Source organism: Ewingella sp. AOP8-B2-18 (assembly GCF_052376015.1).
GTDB lineage: Bacteria > Pseudomonadota > Gammaproteobacteria > Enterobacterales > Enterobacteriaceae > Ewingella > Ewingella allii.
In genome coordinates, this window is the sequence record NZ_JBQSVB010000006.1 from 133,151 (window position 1) to 150,899 (window position 17,749).

Genomic DNA, 17,749 nt, shown 5'->3' on the forward strand with positions numbered 1-17,749 from the left:
TATGGCTGACTATCAGGGTAAAAAAGTCGTCATTATCGGGCTGGGCCTTACGGGGCTCTCCTGTGTTGATTTCTTTATGGCGCGCGGCGTAACGCCTCGCGTTATTGATACCCGCGTCAGCCCGCCGGGCTTGGATAAGCTGGCGGACAGCGTAGAGCGTCACCTCGGTTCGCTTAATGAAGATTGGCTGTTGGATGCCGATTTGATCGTGGCAAGCCCGGGCATGGCATTGGCAACCCCGGCGCTTAGCGCGGCGATTGACGCCGGTGTCGAAGTCGTTGGCGATATCGAGTTGTTCTGCCGCGAAGTGCAGGCCCCGATTGTGGCTATCACGGGTTCCAACGGTAAAAGCACGGTGACGACGCTGGTCGGCGAAATGGCCAAGGCGGCGGGCTGGAAAGTTGGCGTCGGCGGCAATATCGGTTTACCGGCTCTGAGCATGCTGGGGCAGGACTACCAGCTGTTCGTGCTGGAACTTTCCAGCTTCCAGCTTGAAACCACCCATAGCTTGCAGGCGGCGGCTGCCACCATCCTCAACGTGACGGAAGATCATATGGATCGCTATCCGTTTGGTTTGCAGCAGTATCGCGGCGCGAAGCTGAAAGTGTATGAGAACGCCAAGCTGTGCGTGGTGAATGCAGATGACGCGCTGACCATGCCTATTCGCGGCGCAGACAGCCGCTGTGTGAGCTTCGGCGTTGATGTCGGTGATTACCACCTCACGCGCCAGCAGAATGACATCTGGCTGCGCGTGCGCGGCGAGCGGGTGTTGAACACCAAAGAGATGCCGCTGACTGGGCGTCATAACTATACCAATGCGCTGGCCGCGCTGGCTTTGGCGGATGCCGTCGGCGTGCCGCAATCCTCAAGTTTGCAAGCACTAACCCACTTCACCGGCCTTGCCCATCGCTTCCAGGTGGCATGGCAGCATAACGGCGTGCGCTGGATTAACGATTCCAAAGCGACCAACGTTGGCAGCACTGAAGCGGCCTTAAATGGCCTTGAAGTAGAAGGCACTTTGCACCTGCTGTTGGGCGGTGACGGCAAGTCAGCCGACTTCTCGCCGCTGGCCCGCTATCTGCAAGGCGACAACATCCGCGTCTACTGCTTTGGCCGTGACGGCGCAGAGCTGGCTGAACTGCGCCCCGAAGTGTCCAGCACCTTCGACACTATGGAGCAGGCGATGCGTCACATTAGCGGACAGCTTTCTGCTGGCGATATGGTATTGCTGTCGCCAGCTTGCGCCAGCCTCGACCAGTTCCGCAACTTTGAACAGCGCGGCGACCTGTTTGCTGCTCTCGCGAAGGAGCTTGGCTGATGCGTATTCCAGGGTTGAGCCTCGCGGGCAAATTTAATGACTGGGTGATGGGGTCGAAAGAGAACGAGTCCACCACGCTGGTGCTGTATGACCGAACTCTGCTGTGGCTGACCTTTGGTCTGGCGATTATCGGCTTTGTGATGGTGACTTCGGCCTCCATGCCGATTGGCCAGCGTCTGGCCGATGACCCGTTCCTGTTTGCCAAGCGTGATGCGATTTACCTCGGTCTGGCTTTCGGCCTGTCTTTGGTGACGCTGCGCGTGCCGATGATTGTCTGGCAGAAGTACAGCAACGTTTTACTGCTGATCTCCATCGTCATGCTGCTGGTGGTGTTGGTGGTAGGTAGCTCGGTCAACGGGGCATCGCGCTGGATCTCATTCGGTCCGCTGCGTATCCAGCCTGCGGAGTTCTCCAAGCTGTCGCTGTTCTGCTATCTCGCCAGCTATCTGGTGCGCAAGGTTGATGAGGTGCGAAGCAACTTCTGGGGCTTCTGTAAGCCAATGGGCGTGATGGTGATTCTTGCCGTCCTGCTGCTGGCTCAGCCTGACTTGGGTACCGTGGTTGTACTGTTTATCACTACCCTTGCCATGCTGTTCTTGGCCGGGGCGAAGATGTGGCAGTTCCTGGCGATTATCGGCTCCGGCGCCTTCGCGGTGGTGCTGCTTATCGTGGCAGAACCTTACCGTATGAGACGCGTGACTTCCTTCTGGAATCCGTGGGCCGATCCGTTCGGCAGTGGCTACCAATTAACCCAGTCACTGATGGCATTTGGTCGCGGTGAATTCTGGGGGCAGGGTTTAGGTAACTCCGTACAAAAGCTGGAGTATTTGCCAGAAGCACATACCGACTTCATCTTCTCCATTTTAGGGGAAGAGTTAGGGTATTTCGGTGTGGTTTTAGCGTTGTTAATGGTATTCTTCGTCGCTTTTCGTGCGATGTCGATTGGCCGTCGCGCTTTAGAGATCGATCAGCGTTTTTCAGGCTTTTTATCTTGCTCCATCGGCGTGTGGTTTAGCTTCCAGGCGCTGGTAAACGTCGGGGCCGCGGCGGGTATGCTGCCGACCAAAGGTTTGACCTTGCCGCTGATCAGTTACGGTGGTTCGAGCTTGCTGATTATGTCCACGGCAATCGTATTGTTGCTGCGTGTAGATTTTGAAACGCGTCTGGCTAAAGCCCAGGCGTTTGTAAGGAGTGCCCGATGAGTGGCAAGACCAAGCGTTTAATGGTGATGGCAGGCGGTACCGGCGGACACGTTTTCCCGGGACTGGCGGTTGCACATCATTTGATGGCGCAGGGCTGGGAAGTGCGCTGGTTAGGCACTGCCGACCGCATGGAAGCCGATTTAGTGCCTAAAAACGGCATCGAGATTGATTTCATTCAGATCTCCGGATTACGTGGGAAAGGTCTGAAAGCGCAACTCACCGCGCCACTTCGCATATATCATGCGTGGCGTCAGGCGAAAGTCATCATGCGTCGTTTTCAGCCAGACGTGGTTCTGGGCATGGGCGGATACGTCTCTGGCCCCGGCGGTTTGGCGGCGTGGTCTTGCGGCATCCCCGTGGTGCTGCACGAGCAAAATGGTATCGCCGGGCTGACGAATCGCTGGTTGTCGCGCATTGCGAAGAAAGTATTACAGGCATTCCCGGGTGCATTCCCGAATGCCGACGTGGTGGGTAACCCGGTGCGCACTGACGTGCTGGCGCTGCCACTGCCGGATGTGCGTCTGGCGGATCGTCAAGGCCCGATTCGCGTGTTGGTGGTGGGTGGCAGTCAGGGCGCGCGCGTGCTGAACCAAACCATGCCGGAACTGGCCGCGCTGCTGGGGGATAAAATCACCCTGTGGCATCAGGTGGGCAAAGGCGCGCTGGGGACTGTCGAGCAGGCGTATGAAAAAGTCGGCCAGACCCAGCATAAAATCACCGAGTTTATCGATGATATGGCCGAGGCCTACGCGTGGGCGGACGTGGTGGTGTGTCGCTCCGGCGCATTGACCGTCAGCGAAATCGCTGCGGCAGGCTTGCCCGCGATTTTCGTGCCGTTCCAGCACAAAGACCGTCAGCAATATTGGAACGCGCTGCCACTGGAGAAAGCCGGTGCAGCCAAAATTATCGAACAGGCGAATTTCAGCGCCGCTGCGGTGGCTGATGCGATGTCTGGCTGGGACAGAACCCACTTGCTGGAAATGGCGCGGGCCGCGCGTGCGGTAGCCATTCCCGACGCCACCGAGCGCGTTGCCGCAGAAGTGGTTGCCGCCAGCGAAAAATGAATATGAACGGGCCGCTTTTTATGCGGTCCGAGCCGTAAGTAACGGATTAATCAGTAACCGGAAATAGTGAAGAAAAACGTGAATACACAACAATTGGCGAAACTACGTACCTTCGTGCCCGAGATGCATCGCGTTCGGCACATTCACTTTGTTGGCATCGGTGGTGCTGGCATGGGTGGTATCGCCGAAGTGTTGGCAAATGAAGGCTATCAGATTAGCGGTTCCGACTTGGCACCCAATGCCGTGACTCAACAGCTGACCGAGCTGGGCGCGCAGATTTACTTTAATCACCGTCCAGAAAACGTGTTGGACGCCAGCGTCGTCGTGGTATCGACGGCTATTTCCGCCGACAACCCGGAGATTGTTGCCGCGCGCGAAGCCCGTATTCCGGTGATTCGCCGTGCTGAAATGCTGGCCGAACTGATGCGTTTCCGCCACGGCATCGCCGTCGCCGGAACCCACGGTAAAACCACGACCACCGCGATGGTCACCAGTATTTATGCCGAAGCCGGGCTGGACCCGACTTTCGTAAACGGCGGTTTGGTGAAAGCCGCAGGGACTCACGCAAGACTGGGTTCCAGCCGTTTTCTGATTGCAGAAGCCGATGAAAGCGACGCGTCTTTCCTGCATTTGCAGCCGATGGTGGCGATTGTGACCAACATCGAAGCAGACCACATGGACACCTATCAGGGTGATTTTGAGAACCTGAAACAGACGTTCATCAACTTCCTGCACAACCTGCCGTTCTACGGGCGCGCGGTAATGTGCATTGATGACCCGGTGATCCGCGAGCTGCTGCCACGCGTTGGCCGCCATATTACGACTTACGGTTTTAGCGAAGACGCCGACGTCTTTATCGAAAGCTATCACCAGGAAGGCGCCCAAGGGCACTTCACCATTCGTCGCCAGGATAAGCCATTGATTAGCGTCACGCTCAATGCGCCGGGCCGCCACAATGCGCTGAACGCCGCAGCGGCCGTTGCCGTGGCGACAGAAGAGGGTATTGAAGACGAAGCCATTCTGCGCGCGTTAGCCGGTTTCCAAGGCACGGGTCGCCGCTTCGACTTCCTCGGCGAATATTCGCTGGAGAACGTGAATGCGAAAAGCGGCAGCGCGATGCTGGTGGACGACTACGGTCACCACCCAACGGAAGTGGATGCCACCATTAAAGCAGCGCGTGCGGGTTGGCCAAACAAGCGTCTGGTGATGATTTTCCAGCCGCACCGTTATACCCGTACTCGCGACCTGTATGACGATTTCGCTAACGTGCTGTCGCAGGTCGACGTGCTGATCATGCTCGACGTTTACCCGGCTGGCGAAGCGCCAATTCCGGGAGCAGACAGCCGCTCGCTGTGTCGCACCATCCGCGCTCGCGGCAAGCTGGACCCGATTTTGGTGTCTGATATTGATGCCGTACCAGAAAATCTGTCGCAAATCCTTGAAGGCGGCGATCTGGTTATGGTGCAGGGCGCCGGTAACATCGGCAAAGTGGCCCGCAAATTGGCTGATCAAAAATTACAGCCGGTGAAAAAAGGGGATGAACATCATGGCTAATAAAGTTGCGGTTTTATTTGGTGGTACTTCCGCAGAGCGCGATGTGTCCCTTAACTCTGGCGCAGCCGTACTGGCTGGGCTGAAAGAAGCCGGCATTGATGCCCACGGCGTCGATACCAAAACGTTTTCTGTTACTCGCCTGAAAGACGAAGGTTTTGACCGCGTCTTTATCGCGCTGCACGGCCGTGGCGGTGAAGATGGCACGCTGCAAGGCCTGTTGGAGCAAGTTGGCCTGCCTTATACGGGCAGCGGCGTGATGGCTTCGGCCTTAACCATGGACAAGTTCCGCACCAAGCTGGTGTGGCAAGCCTTGGGCTTACCGGTGGCTCCTTTCGTCGCGCTGAATAAAAAACAGCTGGGCGAAGTAGGGCAGGGCGCTTTGGCCGACAAAATCGCGAGTTTAGGTCTGCCGCTGATTGTTAAGCCAAGCCGCGAAGGTTCAAGCGTTGGCATGAGCAAAGTCACTTCCGCCGAGCAGTTACTGCCTGCGTTAGAAGAGGGCTTCCGCCATGACGACGACGTGCTGGTGGAGAAGTGGCTGAGTGGCCCTGAGTACACGGTGGCGATTCTGGGTGACCAAGTGATGCCTTCGATTCGCATTCAGCCAGCCGGTATTTTCTATGACTATCAGGCCAAATATCTGTCTGACGAAACACAATATTTTTGCCCGAGCGGTTTGAGCAGCGAGCAAGAAGAGCAGCTTTCAGCACTGGCGTTACAGGCTTACCGCGCGCTCGATTGCAGCGGCTGGGGCCGGGTTGACGTGATGCAAGACGCCGACGGCAGCTTCAACCTGTTGGAAGTGAACACTTCTCCGGGCATGACCAGCCATAGTCTGGTGCCGATGGCGGCGAAACAGTTCGGCTTGAGCTTCTCGCAGCTGGTGGTCCGTATTCTGGAGCTGGCCGACTGATATGTCTCAAGCGGCCCTGAATGCACGAGAGCGCGCGACAGCTGAAAACAAAGGCGGTCGTCGCAGTAATGGCGGGCAATTAGCAGGAATCATCTTCCTGCTGATGGTGCTAGGTACAGTTTTATGGAGCGCATGGGCAGTTATTGGCTGGATGCAGGACGCAAATCGTTTGCCTCTGTCCCAGTTAGTGGTCACTGGCGAACGCCACTACACCACTAACGATGATATTCGTCAGGCAATTCTGGCCTTAGGTGCGCCAGGAACGTTCATGACGCAGGATGTGAACGTCATTCAGCAGCAGATAGAGCGTTTACCCTGGATAAAACAGGTCAGCGTACGCAAGCAATGGCCGAATGAGTTGAAGATTCATCTGGTGGAGTATGTGCCGGTCGCACATTGGAATGATTTGCATATGGTCGATGCCGACGGCAAACCATTCAGCATACCCGCCGAGCGAGTAGTCAAACAGAAGATGCCGTTGCTTTATGGTCCGGAAGGCAGCGAACAGGATGTTTTGCAAGGTTATCAATCGATGAGCCAGACGCTTTCAGCGGCCAAGTTCACCGTGAAATCAGTGGCAATGAGTGCTCGTCACTCGTGGCAAGTGACTCTGGATAGCGACATCCGGCTGGAGCTGGGAAGAGATGATCGCATGGGGCGCCTACAGCGTTTCATCGACCTTTATCCAAAGCTTCAGCAACAGGCCGAAACCGATAAGAAACGCATCAGTTATGTCGATTTACGTTACGACACCGGTGCATCGGTCGGCTGGGCTCCAGAGTTTATCGATCAGCAAAACAGTAATCAGCAACAGAATCAGGCACAGGCTAAACAACAATGATCAAGTCGACGGACAGAAAACTGGTAGTTGGGCTGGAGATCGGTACGGCGAAAGTCGCCGCATTGGTAGGGGAAGTTCTGCCCGATGGCATGGTCAATATTATCGGTGTGGGAAGCTGCCCGTCACGCGGCATGGATAAGGGCGGCGTGAACGACCTCGAATCAGTGGTGAAATGCGTACAGCGCGCCATTGATCAGGCCGAATTAATGGCGGATTGCCAAATTTCTTCGGTTTACCTTGCTTTGTCTGGTAAACATATCAGTTGTCAGAATGAAATAGGGATGGTTCCTATTTCAGAAGAAGAAGTAACGCAGGAAGATGTAGAGAACGTGGTACATACCGCTAAGTCGGTCCGCGTTCGCGATGAGCATCGCGTGTTGCACGTGATCCCGCAAGAATATGCCATCGACTATCAGGAAGGGATTAAGAATCCGGTGGGGCTTTCAGGTGTGAGAATGCAAGCAAAAGTGCATTTAATAACCTGCCACAATGATATGGCTAAGAATATTGTTAAAGCCGTCGAACGTTGTGGCCTGAAAGTTGACCAACTGATCTTCGCCGGTTTGGCGGCAAGCTATGCCGTGCTGACCGAAGATGAGCGTGAATTAGGTGTTTGCGTCGTGGATATCGGCGGTGGCACCATGGATATCGCGGTTTATACCGGCGGCGCGCTGCGTCATACTAAGGTTATTCCTTATGCGGGTAACGTGGTCACCAGCGATATCGCCTACGCCTTCGGTACACCACCGACTGACGCAGAAGCTATTAAAGTACGCCACGGATGCGCGTTAGGTTCGATTGTTGGCAAAGACGAGAATGTCGAAGTGCCAAGCGTAGGCGGACGCCCGCCACGCAGCCTGCAGCGTCAGACGCTGGCAGAAGTGATTGAACCGCGTTACACGGAATTGCTGAATTTAGTAAATGATGAAATTTTACAATTGCAGGAGCAATTACGTCAGCAAGGCGTAAAACATCATCTGGCCGCTGGCATAGTTCTTACAGGCGGCGCAGCACAAATTGATGGTCTGGCAGCCTGTGCGCAGCGGGTATTCCATACCCAGGTGCGTATTGGACAACCGCTGAACATCACCGGGCTGACAGATTATGCGCAGGAACCTTACTACTCAACGGCTGTAGGGCTACTGCACTACGGGAAAGAGTCTCACCTAAGTGGTGAGGCTGAAGTGGAAAAACGCGCCTCAGTGGGCAGCTGGTTCAAGAGAATCAGTAGCTGGTTGAGAAAAGAGTTTTAATGTTTTAAAAACGGGATCATGCTGTTAGCAATTGCGATCTCGAAGCGACAGGCACAAAACGGAGAGAAACTATGTTTGAACCTATGGAACTGACCAACGACGCGGTGATTAAAGTCATCGGCGTCGGCGGTGGCGGCGGTAACGCCGTAGAACACATGGTGCGCGAGCGCATCGAAGGTGTTGAATTCTTTGCCGTTAACACCGACGCACAGGCGTTGCGTAAAACGGCTGTAGGCCAGACTATCCAAATCGGTAGCGGTATTACCAAAGGTTTGGGTGCTGGTGCGAACCCTGAAGTGGGTCGTAATTCTGCTGAAGAAGACCGTGAAGCTTTGCGTGCTGCACTCGAAGGCGCGGATATGGTCTTCATCGCGGCAGGCATGGGCGGCGGTACCGGTACCGGTGCAGCTCCTGTGGTCGCTGAAGTAGCGAAAGATTTAGGTATTCTGACTGTGGCCGTCGTGACTAAGCCTTTCAACTTCGAAGGCAAGAAACGTATGGCGTTTGCAGAGCAGGGTATCGCCGAGCTGTCCAAACACGTGGACTCCCTGATCACCATTCCTAACGACAAGCTGTTGAAAGTCTTGGGTCGTGGTATCTCCCTGTTGGATGCATTCGGTGCAGCCAACGACGTACTGAAAGGTGCAGTTCAAGGTATCGCCGAACTGATCACCCGTCCGGGTCTGATGAACGTCGACTTTGCTGACGTGCGTACCGTGATGTCCGAAATGGGTTATGCCATGATGGGCTCTGGTGTGGCATGTGGCGAAGACCGTGCGGAAGAAGCTGCCGAAATGGCAATTTCCAGCCCACTGTTGGAAGACATCGACCTGTCCGGCGCTCGCGGCGTACTGGTCAACATCACCGCTGGCTTCGACCTGCGCTTAGATGAGTTCGAAACCGTGGGTAACACTATCCGTGCTTTCGCTTCTGACAATGCGACCGTGGTTATCGGTACGTCACTTGACCCAGAAATGAATGACGAATTGCGTGTCACCGTGGTGGCAACAGGTATTGGCATGGATAAGCGCCCAGAAATCACTCTGGTCACTAACAAGCCAGCCAGCCAGCCAGTTATGGATCACCGTTATCAGCAGCACGGGCTGTCGCCTCTGCCGCAGGAAACTAAGCCAGCAGCGAAGGTGGTTAATGATCCGAACACGCAATCTAATAAAGAGCCTGACTATTTGGACATCCCAGCCTTCCTGCGTAAGCAGGCAGACTAGTCCTAATTGTAGGATCTCCGCTCTTTGTGCTAAACTGTCCCGCCGAGCTTAATGTATTATAGGTTCGGTTGGATGGACAACATTGCGAGATAAAAACGATGATCAAACAACGTACATTAAAACGTATCGTTCAGGCGACGGGCGTCGGTTTGCATACCGGCAAGAAAGTCACCCTGACTCTGCGTCCTGCACCGGCCAATACCGGGGTCATCTATCGTCGCACTGACTTGAATCCACCGGTCGATTTCCCGGCAGATGCCAAATCCGTGCGTGATACCATGCTCTGTACTTGCCTGGTTAATGAGCATGACGTACGTATTTCTACGGTTGAGCACCTTAATGCGGCGCTGGCAGGCTTAGGCATCGATAACATCGTTATCGAAGTTGATGCTCCAGAAGTGCCGATTATGGACGGTAGTGCAGCACCTTTCGTCTATCTGTTGATGGATGCAGGTATTGAAGAACTGAACTGCGCCAAGAAATTCTTGCGCATTAAAGACACTGTCCGTGTTGAAGACGGCGACAAGTGGGCTGAATTTAAACCATTCAATGGTTTCTCTTTGGACTTCACTATCGACTTCAATCATCCGGCCATTGATGCGAGTTCTCAGCGCTACAAAATGAACTTCTCCGCAGAAGCATTTGTTCGCCAAATCAGCCGCGCTCGCACCTTTGGATTTATGCGTGATATCGAGTACCTGCAGTCACGTGGTTTGTGCCTGGGTGGCAGCTTTGATTGCGCAATTGTTGTGGATGATTACCGCGTGCTTAACGAAGATGGTCTGCGTTTTGAAGATGAATTCGTTCGTCACAAAATGCTCGATGCTATCGGCGATTTGTTCATGTGTGGACATAATATTATTGGTGCGTTTACCGCATACAAGTCTGGTCATGCACTGAACAACAAGTTACTGCAAGCGGTACTGGCTAAGCAGGAAGCCTGGGAATACGTTACCTTCCAGGATGAAGCTGAAGTGCCATTGGCCTTCAAAGCCCCTTCCACAGTATTGGCGTAATCGGTACTGATATTATTTATTACGACTGGTTGTTTTGGCACCCTCTCCGGCCAATCCAGCCAGTCGTTCTAATGCCTTTCTAAGTTTCTCTGGGCTTCTGCTCGCCAAACCTCGTAATTCCTCAGCACTTTGTGCACTCAGCTGTCTAAATGGTTTTTCCTCAGAATTCACCGCGCTTTCTTTCGCGCTAATCTGCGACGCATTTTCCATTTTCACCATTAACGATGGATTAATCCTGATGTCGATTGACGACAATGATGGTAGAATTTGCGCTCGAAGTGCAGAGAGCAATGCCGGTTGTTCATAGCGTAAGCGCATCATCCAGCTAGCATTTGCTATCTCAAGCACTAATATACCTTGTCGATAATTACCGACACGGCACCATGGTCGCATGGGCGTGGGTAATAAACTCTTCACGGCGCGGTTTAGTTTTAATAACGCCGCTGCCCGCTGCTGAACAAGCCGCAACGGACTTTTATCCGCTGAAGACGCATCGTCAAACAGAACATCTAATAATTGTGGGCGACTATCGCGCATGACTGGCTCCGGCGGATTGTAAACTTGTGATTGGCATTCTAAATCGTTGGCGACAATTTGGCAGAAGGTATTTTTGGCCGCATCTCCTATTGGGGATGGTCGCGGCTAGCCTCGGCGTGTCGACAAATCTATCACAAACGGAATTAGCGTCAGTCCCGAATGCATCGTCCAGTGTAAACCGCCTTAACATCGGGAGTACAGGGCTGACGAATCTGGCCCTGCTTCAGGCGCATCGCCGCCCGGCGTTTGGGGTAGATTACTGGCAACAGCACGCGCTGCGCACGGTTATTCGCCATCTCTCTTTTGCTTTAGCGCCTCAGGTGGTTTATACCGTTACGCCTGAAGTGGTGGCTGACCAAGCCGAACCTCTGCATATTCAGCAGCTTGCACTGCTGGTTACGCTTAATTCTTTACTGACGCATGAGCCGAAACCTCCGGTTATTATTCGTCAGACCAAACAACCCCTCATTCTCTCCACGCACCAGCATCAGCCCGGCTTGTGGCTTGCTCAGGTGCAAGGTATCCGCGCCGGTCCAATTTCATTGAGTTAATTACTCTCTGATTTCAGAAGTCTTATTTGCTATTTCTTTCTATAAATCAACAAAATAGTGGCTGCTATTAGCAGTCTCAAAGAGACATTAAGCATTATGTTAATCAAATTATTGACCAAAGTTTTTGGTAGCCGTAACGATCGTACTCTGCGCCGCATGCGCAAAGTTGTTGATCTCATTAACCGCATGGAACCTGAGATCCAGAAGCTGACCGACGACCAGTTAAAAGCCAAGACGGATGAATTCCGCGCACGTTTAGCAAAAGGTGAAGTTCTGGAAAACCTCATTCCCGAGGCTTTCGCCGTCGTTCGTGAATCAAGTAAGCGCGTCTTCGGTATGCGTCACTTTGACGTCCAGCTACTGGGCGGTATGGTGCTGAACGAGCGCTGCATCGCGGAAATGCGTACTGGTGAAGGTAAAACCTTGACCGCGACGCTGCCGGCATACCTTAACGCTCTTAGCGGCAAAGGTGTCCATGTTGTTACCGTCAACGACTACTTGGCCCAGCGTGACGCCGAAAATAACCGTGCACTGTTTGAATTCCTCGGCCTGACCATCGGCATCAACTTGCCGAACATGCCAGCGCCGGCCAAGCGTGCTGCTTATGCCGCGGACATCACTTACGGCACAAACAACGAATACGGCTTTGACTACCTGCGCGACAACATGGCTTTCAGCCCTGAAGAGCGCGTTCAGCGTAAACTGCACTACGCGCTGGTCGATGAAGTTGACTCAATCTTGATTGACGAAGCCCGTACCCCGCTGATCATTTCCGGCCCGGCTGAAGACAGCTCCGAAATGTATATCCGCGTGAACAAGCTGATCCCTAAGCTGATTCGTCAGGAAAAAGAAGACTCAGACAGCTTCCAGGGTGAAGGTCACTTCTCCGTGGACGAGAAAGCGCGTCAGGTTCACCTGACCGAGCGCGGTCTGGTTCTGATTGAAGAAATGCTGATGGAAGCGGGCATCATGGACGACGGCGAGTCACTCTACTCCCCGTCTAACATCATGCTGATGCACCACGTGACGGCGGCACTGCGCGCCCACGTGCTGTTCACCCGTGACGTTGACTACATCGTTAAAGATGGCGAAGTTATCATCGTTGACGAACATACCGGCCGTACCATGCAAGGTCGCCGCTGGTCTGACGGTCTGCATCAGGCTGTTGAAGCCAAAGAAGGCGTCGACATTCAAAATGAAAACCAGACGCTGGCTTCCATCACCTTCCAGAACTACTTCCGTCTTTACGAGAAGCTGGCGGGTATGACCGGTACTGCGGACACCGAAGCTTTCGAATTTAGCTCCATCTACAAACTCGACACCATCGTGGTGCCAACCAACCGCCCAATGGTACGTAAGGATTTACCGGATCTGGTCTACATGACGGAAATGGAAAAAATTGGCGCAATTATTGAAGACATCCGCGAGCGCACAGCCAACGGCCAGCCGGTTCTGGTCGGTACTATCTCAATTGAGAAGTCAGAAGTGGTTTCGCGTGAGCTGGATAAAGCAGGCATTGCGCACAGCGTTCTAAACGCCAAATTCCACGCCAAAGAAGCGGATATCGTTGCTCAGGCGGGCCAACCAAGCGCGGTAACCATCGCCACTAACATGGCCGGTCGTGGTACTGACATCGTGCTGGGTGGTAGCTGGCAGGTTGAGATTGAAAACCTGGGCGAAGACGTGACTGACGAGCAAAAAGCGCAGATCAAAGCAGCATGGCAGATTCGCCATGACGCGGTTCTGGCTTCTGGTGGTCTGCACATCATCGGTACAGAACGTCATGAATCTCGCCGTATCGATAACCAGCTGCGTGGTCGTGCGGGGCGTCAGGGTGACGCCGGTTCATCTCGTTTCTACCTGTCGATGGAAGATGCGCTAATGCGTATCTTCGCGTCAGACCGCGTTTCCAACATGATGCGTAAGCTGGGTATGAAGCCGGGCGAAGCGATTGAACACCCTTGGGTGACCAAAGCGATCGCTAACGCACAGCGTAAAGTTGAAAGCCGTAACTTTGATATTCGTAAGCAACTGCTTGAATATGATGATGTTGCCAGCGATCAGCGTCGTGCAATCTACAGCCAGCGTAACGAGCTGTTGGACGTGTCTGACGTGAGCGAAACCATTCGCAGCATCCGCGAAGACGTGTTCAAAAGCACCATCGACAGCTATATTCCACCTCAGTCTCTGGAAGAAATGTGGGATGTTGAAGGTCTGGAACAGCGCCTGAAAAACGACTTCGAGCTGGAAATGCCGATTGCAGAGTGGCTGGACAAAGAGCCAGAACTGCATGAAGAGACGCTGCGCGAGCGCATTCTGGCCAACGCGATGGAGTCTTACGCACGTAAAGAAGAAGTGGTTGGCGTTGAGATGATGCGCAACTTTGAGAAAGGCGTGATGTTGCAAACGCTGGACTCACTGTGGAAAGAGCACTTGGCGGCGATGGATTACCTGCGTCAAGGTATCCACTTACGTGGCTACGCGCAGAAAGATCCAAAGCAAGAGTACAAGCGCGAATCCTTCGCGATGTTCGCTTCTATGCTGGAATCACTGAAATATGAAGTGGTTAGCGTACTGAGTAAAGTTCAGGTTCGCATGCCGGAAGAAGTCGAAGCGATGGAAGAGCAGCGCCGAGAAGAAGCGGAGCGTCTGGCACGCCAGCAGCATCTTAGCCATCAGGACCAGACTTCTTTGGAAATCGAAGAAGCCGAGCGTCTGGCATCTGGCTCTCAGGGCGACCGTAAAGTGGGCCGTAACGACCCATGCCCATGTGGTTCTGGTAAGAAATACAAACAGTGCCACGGCCGTTTACAGAAGTAAGCTATTAGCTCCGTGAGTCTATAAAGTCAAAGGGCGGTTAATCACCGCCCTTTGCTTATGGTCAGCACCTTAAGATGAATAAGGATGGAAACATGTCGCTGAAAAGAATCACTATTTCGGTGGGAATTATTCGTAACGCGCAGAAAGAGATCTTCATTACTCAGCGCGATGCTTCCTCACATATGGCTGGGTTCTGGGAGTTTCCGGGCGGTAAAGTCGAGCAGGGCGAAACGCCTGTGCAGGCGGTGATTCGCGAGTTGCAGGAAGAGGCGGGTATTGTGGCTGAAAAGCCGGTGCTGATTAAAAGCCTTGAGCATATCTTCCCGGATCGCGTGATTAACCTGCATTTCCACCTGGTGGAGCAGTGGCAGGGTGAGCCTTATGGCAAAGAGGGGCAGCCAATGCGCTGGGTACCCCAGACTGAGCTAAAAGTAGAAGATTTCCCTCCGGCCAATGAGTCTATCGTCAAGGCTTTATATAATGGTGAGATTTAACTCGCGCCAAAGTAAAAAAGGAGCCTAAGGCTCCTTTTTTATTGACTGGCTGAAACGCCGGATTAATGAATTTCCTCTTCACTCCAGTCATCCAGATCATTGATATCGCCTTTGCTTGGAATGCGCTTCTCTTCGTCAGCCCATTCGCCAAGGTCGATAAGCTGGCAACGCTTGCAGCAGAAAGGTCGATAAGGGCTCTGTTCGCCCCAGACTACGGCTTTGCCGCAGGTCGGGCAGTTTACCATGGTAATTTCAGGGTCCATCTTTACTCCTAACAACAGGCAAGTTCAAAAGTCAGTCTGGCAGGCACTTGACCACGTTCGCTATCGAGTGGCAAGAACCGAATGGCGTAACGGGTTTTATGGCCAGACACTTGCGGATACAGCTGATTTTCCAAAGAGATACGCAATCTTAAAAGATCGGCGCCTTCGGCATTCTCTTGGAAGAATCCATTGAGGCTGATTTGGTTTTTAAATGCACCAGATTGGCGAATTAAATCTAATACCTGCGTCAGCGCATTATTCAGCGGATTAAGGGTTGCGAGCCACTCCTGCACGTCGCCGTCACGCTGAGACTGTGGCAGATGCAGCCAGATATGCAGGGTTGGCAAGTCGAAACTACAGCAGCCGCCGGGAATACTGAGGCGTTGACGAACCAGCGCCATTAGCCGGTCTTCGCGCAGCGCCTGGCCGATTCGCGGGGCTTTCATCAATATGGCCGCAGTGTGCTTGAGTTCTGCACGCAGGGAATCTATGCGTGAAAGATCAACGCCGGGAACATCTTGCCACTGCGATAACTTCTGCTGTTGGCGCTCTAGCTCTTTGAGTAAATCAGTCCTTACTTCTCCACGCTCCAGAACGTCCAATAAATCAGACGCAGTGCGGAAAAAAAGTAACGCGGTAGAAATGGACGTGATTTGAGTATTAGCATGCATCTGCTGCAATAAAAACTCAATGCGCAGCCATGTCCGCATTTTTTCATTTAAAGGATGTTCAAAGAGAACGGTAGTTACTACATCACTCATTCTTGTCAATATCCTGTCGGGTCGCTGAAGCCGCCAATTCCAGATAACGGCTATGTAATGAAGCAACACGCGGTTCGAGCGTCTCGGCACCACCGTTGTTATCAATAATGTCATCCGCGCAGGCTAATCGCTGTTGGCGAGTCGCTTGCGCAGACAGAATACTTTGAGCCTGCTGTAGGCTGATACCATCGCGCTGCATGGTTCTGGCTAGCTGCGTCTGTTCGCTGACATCCACCACCAACACGCGATCCGCCACGCTATGCAATCCGTTCTCTACCAGCAAAGGAACAACCCACAGGAGATAGGGGGTTGTCGCCGCCGCGAAAAGTTCGCGCGTTCTGGCATGAATTAAAGGGTGAAGAAGCTGATTAACCCACTGTTTTTCTTCTGGATGAGTGAAGATTTTTTGTCGCAATGCGCCGCGATTCAGCGAGCCGTCATCATGAGCAATCTCTTTGCCAAAGTGATCAATTAAAGCCTGTAATGCCGGTTGCTCAGGTTCTACTACCTGGCGAGCAATGACGTCAGCATCAACGATACTCACGCCGTGGAGGGCGAAGCTGTCGGCAACCGTGCTTTTGCCGCTGCCGATACCCCCGGTCAATGCAACGATATAACTCATGCGTTCACTCTAAAAAGACTGTTGGCTTAAATGATAAAGAGATTATGAGTAAGTGCAAGCCGGGCTGGTCTCGCTTTTGACTCGAGGTTTGGCTTAATTGCAGATTCAAAGTCTGTGATTAAAGTTGTGAAAGCAGTCTTGCCGTTACGGTTTTCCTGCGTATGATAAAACCACTGGAAAGGGTGGCAAACAACCCCGTTTGTACCTTAGCGATCCGTCGCCACGATTTATCGCAACAAACCAGGACATGACCTCATGCGTATTGAAGAAGATTTGAAGTTAGGTTTCAAAGACGTTTTAATCCGGCCAAAACGTTCTACCCTCAAAAGCCGTTCAGAAGTAGAGCTAGAGCGCACTTTCACCTTCAAACACCCCGGTTTCAGCTGGTCTGGCACCCCGATTATTGCGGCCAATATGGATACCGTGGGGACTTTCCGTATGGCGCAGGCTCTCGCTTCATTCGACGTTCTTACCGCGGTGCATAAGCACTACAGCGTTGAACAATGGAAGGCGTTCGTCGATGCGTCCAATGAATCTGTCCTGCGTCACGTTATGGTTTCTACCGGCACTTCAGAGTCTGATTTCACCAAGCTGAAGCAGATTTTGGCGCTTTCTCCGCTGCTTAAATTTGTGTGTCTTGATGTTGCCAACGGCTATTCAGAGCATTTTGTCTCTTTCTTGCAGCGCGTGCGTGAAGCATGCCCAGACAAAGTGATTTGCGCCGGTAACGTCGTGACGGGCGAAATGGTTGAAGAACTGATCCTCTCTGGCGCAGATATCGTCAAAGTTGGGATTGGACCTGGCTCAGTCTGCACCACGCGTGTAAAAACCGGCGTGGGCTACCCGCAGCTCTCTGCCGTAATTGAATGTGCTGACGCGGCACACGGCCTAGGCGGCCAAATCGTCAGTGATGGTGGATGTGCCGTGCCGGGCGATGTCGCCAAAGCCTTTGGCGGCGGTGCTGACTTCGTGATGCTCGGCGGTATGCTGGCTGCCCATGACGAGTGCGAAGGTACCGTGGTTGAGGAAGATGGCGAGAAGTTCATGCTGTTCTACGGCATGAGCTCTGAATCTGCCATGAAGCGCCACGTTGGTGGCGTTGCAGAATATCGCGCTGCTGAAGGTAAAACGGTAAAACTGCCTTTACGCGGGCCGGTGGAAAATACCGTTCGCGACATCCTCGGGGGATTACGTTCTGCCTGCACCTATGTCGGCGCAGAGCGTCTAAAAGAGCTGACTAAGCGAACCACGTTTATTCGCGTAGCTGAGCAAGAAAACCGTCTTTTCGGCTCTAAATAACTCGCTCGGGCACGG

17 protein-coding genes are annotated in these 17,749 nt (G+C 53.2%); 13 read left to right on the top strand and 4 right to left on the bottom strand.

Features of this window, described 5'->3' with window-relative positions; genetic code table 11:
• The first annotated feature begins 1 nt into the window (after window position 1).
• From murD to lpxC, 9 genes are all read left to right on the top strand, one after another.
• Window positions 2-1,318 (top strand): UDP-N-acetylmuramoyl-L-alanine--D-glutamate ligase, encoded by a 1,317-nt coding sequence (gene murD / locus ACT3RR_RS13785; protein WP_496200522.1) that lies wholly within the window; start codon window positions 2-4, stop codon window positions 1,316-1,318.
• The gene (gene ftsW / locus ACT3RR_RS13790; protein WP_185688573.1) at window positions 1,318-2,520 is read left to right on the top strand and encodes a cell division protein FtsW; all 1,203 of its coding nucleotides are present in this window, start codon (window positions 1,318-1,320) and stop codon (window positions 2,518-2,520) included. The genes murD and ftsW overlap by 1 nt, the downstream gene beginning before the upstream one ends.
• Window positions 2,517-3,584 (top strand): undecaprenyldiphospho-muramoylpentapeptide beta-N-acetylglucosaminyltransferase, encoded by a 1,068-nt coding sequence (gene murG, locus ACT3RR_RS13795; protein WP_353500994.1) that lies wholly within the window; start codon window positions 2,517-2,519, stop codon window positions 3,582-3,584. The genes ftsW and murG overlap by 4 nt, the downstream gene beginning before the upstream one ends.
• A 78-nt stretch (window positions 3,585-3,662) precedes the next feature.
• On the top strand, window positions 3,663-5,138 hold the full coding sequence (murC, locus tag ACT3RR_RS13800) for a UDP-N-acetylmuramate--L-alanine ligase (protein ID WP_353500995.1): 1,476 nt from the start codon (window positions 3,663-3,665) through the stop codon (window positions 5,136-5,138).
• Complete coding sequence (locus tag ACT3RR_RS13805) at window positions 5,131-6,051, top strand: D-alanine--D-alanine ligase (RefSeq protein WP_496200523.1); 921 nt, start codon at window positions 5,131-5,133, stop codon at window positions 6,049-6,051. The genes murC and ACT3RR_RS13805 overlap by 8 nt, the downstream gene beginning before the upstream one ends.
• Window position 6,052: 1 nt before the next feature.
• Window positions 6,053-6,892, top strand: coding sequence for a cell division protein FtsQ (gene ftsQ, locus ACT3RR_RS13810; protein ID WP_034787176.1), 840 nt, complete (start codon window positions 6,053-6,055; stop codon window positions 6,890-6,892).
• The gene (gene ftsA, locus ACT3RR_RS13815; protein WP_034787178.1) at window positions 6,889-8,145 is read left to right on the top strand and encodes a cell division protein FtsA; all 1,257 of its coding nucleotides are present in this window, start codon (window positions 6,889-6,891) and stop codon (window positions 8,143-8,145) included. The genes ftsQ and ftsA overlap by 4 nt, the downstream gene beginning before the upstream one ends.
• 71 nt (window positions 8,146-8,216) lie before the next feature.
• Complete coding sequence (ftsZ, locus tag ACT3RR_RS13820) at window positions 8,217-9,371, top strand: cell division protein FtsZ (RefSeq protein ID WP_034787181.1); 1,155 nt, start codon at window positions 8,217-8,219, stop codon at window positions 9,369-9,371.
• A gap of 98 nt (window positions 9,372-9,469) precedes the next feature.
• Window positions 9,470-10,387 carry a UDP-3-O-acyl-N-acetylglucosamine deacetylase gene (gene lpxC / locus ACT3RR_RS13825; protein ID WP_185688570.1) on the top strand — a complete coding sequence of 306 codons (918 nt, stop codon included), beginning with the start codon at window positions 9,470-9,472 and terminating at the stop codon, window positions 10,385-10,387.
• A 12-nt stretch (window positions 10,388-10,399) separates the two neighbouring features.
• Here the strand turns inward: lpxC and ACT3RR_RS13830 are convergent, their stop codons facing one another.
• Window positions 10,400-10,924, bottom strand: a complete 525-nt coding sequence (locus tag ACT3RR_RS13830) for a DUF721 domain-containing protein (protein WP_496200524.1) — start codon at window positions 10,922-10,924, stop codon at window positions 10,400-10,402.
• A 26-nt stretch (window positions 10,925-10,950) separates the two neighbouring features.
• On the opposite strand from ACT3RR_RS13830, the gene secM reads away from it, so the two are divergent.
• From secM to mutT, 3 genes are all read left to right on the top strand, one after another.
• On the top strand, window positions 10,951-11,475 hold the full coding sequence (gene secM / locus ACT3RR_RS13835; protein WP_353500998.1) for a secA translation cis-regulator SecM: 525 nt from the start codon (window positions 10,951-10,953) through the stop codon (window positions 11,473-11,475).
• Window positions 11,476-11,571: 96 nt separating this feature from the next.
• Window positions 11,572-14,295 carry a preprotein translocase subunit SecA gene (secA, locus tag ACT3RR_RS13840; RefSeq protein WP_353500999.1) on the top strand — a complete coding sequence of 908 codons (2,724 nt, stop codon included), beginning with the start codon at window positions 11,572-11,574 and terminating at the stop codon, window positions 14,293-14,295.
• 92 nt (window positions 14,296-14,387) lie between these two features.
• A complete protein-coding gene (mutT, locus tag ACT3RR_RS13845) occupies window positions 14,388-14,789 on the top strand; it encodes an 8-oxo-dGTP diphosphatase MutT (RefSeq protein ID WP_496200525.1) in 402 nt (133 codons plus the stop codon).
• A gap of 62 nt (window positions 14,790-14,851) precedes the next feature.
• On the opposite strand, the gene yacG is transcribed toward mutT, so the two are convergent.
• The 3 genes from yacG to coaE are packed head-to-tail and all read right to left on the bottom strand — an operon-like array spanning window position 14,852 to window position 16,435.
• Window positions 14,852-15,052, bottom strand: coding sequence for a DNA gyrase inhibitor YacG (gene yacG / locus ACT3RR_RS13850; protein ID WP_485903095.1), 201 nt, complete (start codon window positions 15,050-15,052; stop codon window positions 14,852-14,854).
• A gap of 8 nt (window positions 15,053-15,060) precedes the next feature.
• A complete protein-coding gene (zapD, locus tag ACT3RR_RS13855; protein WP_496200526.1) occupies window positions 15,061-15,813 on the bottom strand; it encodes a cell division protein ZapD in 753 nt (250 codons plus the stop codon).
• Window positions 15,806-16,435, bottom strand: coding sequence for a dephospho-CoA kinase (coaE, locus tag ACT3RR_RS13860; protein ID WP_496200527.1), 630 nt, complete (start codon window positions 16,433-16,435; stop codon window positions 15,806-15,808). Before coaE ends, zapD begins: the two co-directional genes overlap by 8 nt.
• A gap of 255 nt (window positions 16,436-16,690) precedes the next feature.
• Between coaE and ACT3RR_RS13865 the strand changes: the two genes are divergently transcribed.
• On the top strand, window positions 16,691-17,734 hold the full coding sequence (locus ACT3RR_RS13865) for a GMP reductase (protein WP_034787211.1): 1,044 nt from the start codon (window positions 16,691-16,693) through the stop codon (window positions 17,732-17,734).
• The last annotated feature ends 15 nt before the right edge of the window (window positions 17,735-17,749 follow it).